This window comes from Streptomyces sp. NPDC047315 (genome assembly GCF_040643215.1).
Classification (GTDB): Bacteria; Actinomycetota; Actinomycetes; order Streptomycetales; family Streptomycetaceae; genus Streptomyces.
In genome coordinates this window covers 1-6608 of the sequence record NZ_JBEYTZ010000082.1, presented here as the reverse complement: position 1 = coordinate 6608, position 6608 = coordinate 1, and the positions used below count along the sequence as shown (strand labels likewise).

The 6608-nt window shown below is 73.5% G+C and carries 2 protein-coding genes; both read left to right on the top strand.

The window, feature by feature from the left end:
- Positions 1-4596, top strand: coding sequence for an SDR family NAD(P)-dependent oxidoreductase (locus ABZ842_RS38455; RefSeq protein WP_361548435.1), 4596 nt, complete (start codon positions 1-3; stop codon positions 4594-4596).
- Positions 4597-4740: 144 nt separating this feature from the next.
- The coding region (locus tag ABZ842_RS38450; RefSeq protein WP_361548433.1) for a type I polyketide synthase at positions 4741-6608 on the top strand (1868 nt) is incomplete at its 3' end.

The following is a 6608-nucleotide window of genomic DNA, read 5'->3' as shown; positions in this document are numbered from 1 at the left end:
ATCGAGGCGAGCGCTGATGAACTCGCCGACGATCTAGCCGCCTATGACGGTTTGAGTATTGCTGCTCTGAACACGCCGACGAGCACGGTGATCTCCGGCCCCACGGACCAGGTGGCTGCGGTTGCCGAGGCGTGGGTTCAGAGGGGGCGGAAGACGAAGGCGCTCACGGTGAGCCATGCGTTCCACTCCGTCCTGATGGAACCCATGCTGGAAGAGTTCGAGGAACAGATCTCCTCCCTCACCTTCCACCAGCCGACACTTCCACTGATCAGCAACCTCACAGGGGAGCCGGCCGGGGCGGAGATCGCCACGCCCGCGTACTGGGCCCGACACATCCGCCAACCTGTCCACTTCGCCCCGGCCATCACCCACCTCGCACCCGACACCGGCGTCTTCCTCGAACTCGGCCCCGACCCCGTCCTGGCCACCGCAACCCAACGCACCCTCGATCACGAGGTGACAGAGGAGCCTGCCGACTCTCCGCCCTTGGTGCTCGCCGCGCTGAACCGTCGGCAGCCCGACGTGGGAGCCTTCACCCAGGCCCTGGCACGTCTGCACGTCGCCGGGCGGGACGTGGAGTGGCCCGGGTGGTTCCCCGCGGACGCCGCCCCGCGCACGGTGCCGCTGCCGACGTACGCCTTCCAGCGCGAGTGGTACTGGCTGAACTCCGGCAGCTCCGTGGGTGACGTCGGCGCGGCCGGGCTGCGGCGGGTGGAACACGGCCTCCTGCCGGCCGCTGTCGCGCTCGCCGACGGCGGACTGCTGCTGTCGGGCCGGGTGACGGCCACCGGTGACCACGCCTGGCTGGCCGACCACCGCATCGGGGACGCGGTGCTCGTACCGGGCGCGGCCCTCGTGGAATGGGCGCTCCGGGCCGCCGACGAGGCGGGCTGTGGCGGCGTGGACGAACTCGTCCTCCAAGCACCCCTGGTGGTGCCCGAAGCAGGCGCCGTACAGATCCAAGTCGTCGTCGGCGCAGCAGAGCCCGGTGAGCCCCGGCCCCGGGACATTTGGCTGCACTCACGGCCCGACAGGGCCGACCGACCGCTGGAAGCGACTCCCTGGACCTGCCACGCCCGCGGCACGCTCAGCCCCCGGCCCGCGGACTCACCGGCGGGGACCGCGACCGAGCTCTGGCCGCCGACCGGCGCGACCCCGCTGGCGACGGACGGCTTCTACGAACGGGTGGCCGGGGCCGGTTACGGCTACGGGCCCGCGTTCCAAGGCGTACGCGCCGTGTGGCGCGACGGGGACGCCCTGCTCGCTGAGATCGAACTGCCGGACGGCGCGGGGGACCGGGACGGCTTCGGCATCCACCCGGCGCTCCTGGACGCCGCGCTCCACCCCGGCCTGCTGCTGGACGAGCAGGGCCCCGACGACGGACAGGTCTGGCTGCCGTTCTCCTGGAGCGGGGTGACGCTGTGGGCCACCGGAGCCACGACCGTACGCACGCGTCTGACCCCGCTCGCCGACCCCGACAGCCCCCACAGCGACGAACGCGGCGTCCGCGTCGAACTCGTCGACGCCTCAGGCGCGCCAGTGCTGAGCGTGAGTTCGGTGGCGATGCGCCGGGCCGACCTGAGCAGGCTAGCGCCGCACGCCGCGCAGGAGACGGAGGGCCAGTTCGTCCTGGAGTGGACACCACTGCCCACAGCCGCCGCACCGGAGTCCGCCGACGAACAAACGGCACGGGACCGCGGGTGGACCGTACTCGGCCCGGACGCGTTCTCCGTGGCCGCCGCGGACTCCTGCCACGCCGACACCAAGGCGCTGCTCGCGGCGCTCGACGCGGGAGCGCCCCCGCCGGACGCCGCCGTCGTGTGCGTCCCGGCCCGGTCAGGCGCCGACGCCGCCGAAGCGCTCGCGACGACGGGACGTATCCTCGGACTGCTGCGCGACTGGCTGGCGGAGCCGCGGTTGACCGCGACGCGCCTGGTGGTCGTCACCCGGGGCGCCGTGCCCGCAGACGCACACGGGGACGAGGCCGTCGACGTCGAAGGCGCCACCGTCTGGGGTCTGATGCGCAGCGCCCAGACGGAGAACCCGGACCGCTTCCTACTGGTGGACCTCGACCCGGGTGAGTACGACGAAGCCATCACGGTCCGGTTGGCGCACGCGGTGAGCGCGGCCCTGGCCCACGACGAGCCGCAGACCGCGGTTCGCGGGCGCCGGGTCCTGGTGCCGCGACTGGTCCGTGCCGGCGGCAGCCTGCCCGTGCCCACGGACGGACGGGCCTGGCGACTGGGTCTGACGGCGACGGGGACCGTGGAGAACGTGACGGTCGTGCCGTCCCCCGCTGCCGAAGCCGCTTTGGGCGCGGGGGAGGTGCGGATCGCGGTCGGGGCGGCCGGGGTCAACTTCCGCGACGTGCTCATCGCGTTGGGGATGTATCCGGGCGGCGCCGACCTCGCGGGCAGCGAGGGCGCCGGCAGCGTGCTCGAAGTGGGGCCCGAGGTGACGCACCTGGCCGTGGGGGACCGGGTGATGGGCGTCTTCGACGGGACGTTCGGCCCGGTCGCGGTGGCGGACGCACGGATGCTCGTGCACGTGCCCGAGGGCTGGGACGACGTACGGGGCGCCGCCGTACCGGTCACGTTCCTCACGGCCTGGTTCGGGCTGAGGGAACTCGGCCGGCTCAGGCCGGGCGAGTCGGTGCTCGTGCACGCCGCGACGGGCGGCGTGGGAACGGCCGCGGTGCAGATCGCACGGCACGTCGGCGCCGAAGTGTTCGCCACCGCCAGCCCCGGCAAGCACGGAGTGCTCGCGGAGATGGGGATCGACGCCGCACACCGCGCCTCCTCCCGCGACCTCGCCTTCGAAGAGGCGTTCCGGCAGGCCACCGGGGGCCGTGGGGTGGACGTGGTCCTGAACAGTCTCGCGGGTGAGTTCACGGACGCGTCCCTGCGGCTGCTGGCCGAGGGCGGCCGGTTCGTGGAGATGGGCAAGACCGACGTACGTGACGGCGCCGAACTGGCCCTCGAATACCCGAAGTTGGCCGACTACCACATGTTCGACCTGGTGCCGGACGCGGGGCCCGAGCGGGTCGGGCGGATGCTGCTGGAGCTGCGGAAGCTGTTCGTGGACGCCGTCCTGAAGCCGGCCCCGGTGCGGGCGTGGCCGCTGACCCGGGCACGGGAGGCGCTGCGGTACGTCAGCGGGGCACGGCACGTGGGCAAGGTCGTCCTGCGCCCGCCCGCCGCGCTCGACCCCGACGGAACGGTCTTGGTGACCGGCGGCACCGGCGCCCTCGGCGCCCTGGTCGCGGAGCACCTGGTCCGCTCGGGCCGCACCCGGCACGTCGTCCTGACGGGCCGGCGCGGGCCCGACGCACCGGGAGCCGCCGAACTCGTCGAGCGACTGGCCGGCCTGGGCGCCACCGCACACGTGGTCAGCGCCGACGTCACCGACATGGCGGCCGTGTCCGCCGTGGTGGCCGCGGTGGATCCGGCCCACCCGCTGACGGGCGTGGTGCACGCGGCCGGAGTGGTGGACGACGGGGTGGTGCCCGAGTTGTCGGGGGAACGGCTGGGAGGGGTGTGGGGCCCGAAGGCCGCCGGCGCGTACCACCTGCACCGCGCCACCGTGCACCTTCCGCTGGCCGTGTTCGTCGTGCTGTCCTCCGCCGCGGGGTCGCTGGGCAGCGCCGGACAGGCGAACTACGCGGCGGCGAACGCGTTCTGTGACGCGCTCGTCGCACACCGGCGGGCGCAGGGCCTGGCCGGGCTCTCCGTCGGCTGGGGGCTGTGGGCCGAATCGAGCGGAATGGCCGGCGGACTCAGCGAGACCGACCTCGCCCGCATGGCGCGGTCCGGCATGGGCGCCCTGTCCAGCGAGCGAGGGCTCGCGCTGTTCGACTCCACCCTCGCCGACGGCAGGCCGCACCTCGTCGCCGCCGACATCGACCCCCGCGCACTGGCCGCGGGGCCGCCCGGAACCCTGCCCGCCGTACTGCGCGCACTGGTCGCCGACGTGGCCGCCGCGGGCACCGGGAAGGTACGCCGTACGGCAGCCGCGGCCGTCGCGGCGGAACCCGAGGACTGGCGCGGCCGGCTGGCCGGGCTGTCCGCAGCCGAACAGCAGCGGGCCCTGCTCGCGCTGGTGCGGGGCCACGTCGCGACCGTCCTCGGACACGCCGACGCCGACGCGGTCCCCGCCGACGCCGCCTTCAAGGACCTCGGGTTCGACTCGTTGACCGCCGTGGAACTGCGCAACCGGCTGGGAACGGCCACGGGGCTGCGGCTGCCCCCCGCGCTGATCTTCGACTACCCGCGGGTCGGGGTGCTCGCCGACGAACTGCGCGGGCGAGTCGCGCCGCCGCCCGGCCACGCGACCGACGAGGTCACGGACGTGGAACCCGTCCTCGACGGGCTGGCCAGGCTCGCGGAGACCCTGGGCGCCGCCACCGGACTGACGGACGGCGACGCCGGGGCGGTCACCGCCCGGCTGGAAGGCCTGCTCGCCGAGTGGAAGGCGAACCGCGCCCCCGCCGCACACGGACTCGACTCCGCACGCGGGATCAACTCCGCGGACAAGCTCGACGCCGCCTCCGCCGACGAACTCCTCGACATCATCGACAGCGAATTGGGCGCGCCCTGAACGCACGCACAGGCACGCAGACGCACAAGCAACACGCAGACGCACAAGCACACGAGCGCCGTGCCGCGCGAGTCAGGACACGCATGCACGTACGTACGCCGGCACCAGTACGGACCACTGAGCGATAGGACCGGGTGAACCCAGATGGCGACCGAAGAACAGCTGGTCGAATATCTCAAGCGCGTCACCAGCGAACTCCAGGACACCCGCCAGCGCCTCCGCCAGGCCGAGGAACAGGCACAGGAGCCGGTGGCGGTGGTCGCCATGGCCTGCCGCTTCCCCGGTCGGGCGGACTCGCCGGAAGCCCTGTGGGAACTGGTCGCCGCAGGCACGGACGCCATCGGTGACTTTCCCGTCAACCGGGGCTGGGACCTGGAAGGGCTGTACCACCCCGACCCCGACCACCCCGGCACCAGCTACACCCGCCGGGGCGGGTTCCTCTACGACGCCGACCAGTTCGACGCGGCCTTCTTCGGGATCAGCCCGCGCGAGGCCGCGGCCAGCAGCCCCCAGCAGCGGCTGCTGCTGGAGTGCTCCTGGGAGGCGATCGAACGCGCCGGGATCGACCCCGCGTCCCTGCACGGCACCAGGACCGGCGTCTACGCGGGCACCGCCACCACCGGCGACGGCTCCAAGAGCGGCGCTTCACAGGCGTCCGAGGGGTACGCGGGCAACGCACCCAGCCTGCTGTCCGGCCGGGTCTCGTACACCCTCGGCCTGGAAGGGCCCGCGGTCACCATCGAGACCGCCTGCTCCTCCTCCCTGGTGGCCGTCCACCTCGCCGCGCAGGCGCTGCGGCAGGGCGAGTGCACCCTGGCGCTGGCCGGCGGGGTCACGGTGATGGCCACCCCCGAGGTCTTCACCGGCTTCTCCCGACAGCGCGGCCTCTCACCCGACGGCCGCTGCAAGGCGTTCGCCGCGTCCGCCGACGGCACCGGGTGGGGCGAGGGCGTCGGCCTGGTGCTGTTGGAGCGGCTGTCGGACGCGCGCCGCAACGGCCACCCGGTGCTGGCCCTGGTCCGCGGCTCCGCCATCAACCAGGACGGTGCGAGCAACGGGTTCACCGCCCCCAACGGCCCTTCCCAGCAGCGCGTCATCCGACAGGCCCTGGCGAGCGCCCGGCTGTCCGCGTCCGAAGTGGACGCCGTCGAGGCCCACGGCACCGGCACCGTACTCGGCGACTCCATCGAAGCCGACGCGATCACCGCCGCGTACGGCAGGAACCGGCCGGAGGGCCGACCGCTGCTGCTCGGCTCGGTGAAGTCGAACATCGGGCACACCCAGGGAGCGGCGGGTGTGGCTGGCGTCATCAAGATGGTGATGGCGATGCGACACGGCGTGCTGCCAGCGTCCCTCCACATCGACGCACCCACCCCGCACGTCGACTGGGACGACACCGCGGTACGGCTCCTCACCGGTGCCGAGCCGTGGCCGCGGACCGGTCGCCCGCGCCGGGCCGGGGTCTCCTCCTTCGGCATATCGGGGACGAACGCACACGTCGTCCTCGAAGAGGTCGCGGACGCCACGGACGATGACCCCGCCGAGACCGGCAGCGCTGAGACCGGCAGCGCTGAGACGGGCGGTGCCGGTCCGGTCGCGGCCCTGCCGTGGGTGGTGTCGGCCCGCGACGAGCAAGCACTACGGGACCGGGCGCACGCCCTCGCCGAACGGCTGCGCCGCGACCGGTCGGCCACGCCCGCCGACGTCGGATGGTCACTGGCCACCACCCGCTCCGTCTTCGAGCACCGGGCCGTCGTCGTGGGGAGCGACCCGAACGAACTGCGCGCCGCCGTCGAAGCACTGGCCGACGGCAACGCGCACGCCGCCCTCGTCGGACCCGCCGACACGGTGGGCGCGGGGGACACCGGCCCGGTGTTGGTGTTCCCCGGGCAGGGTTCCCAATGGGCCGGCATGGGTGTGGAACTACTCGACTCCTCGCCGGTGTTCGCCGAACGAATCGCCGCGTGTGAAGCGGCGCTGAAACCCCATGTGGACTGGTCCCTGCCCGACGT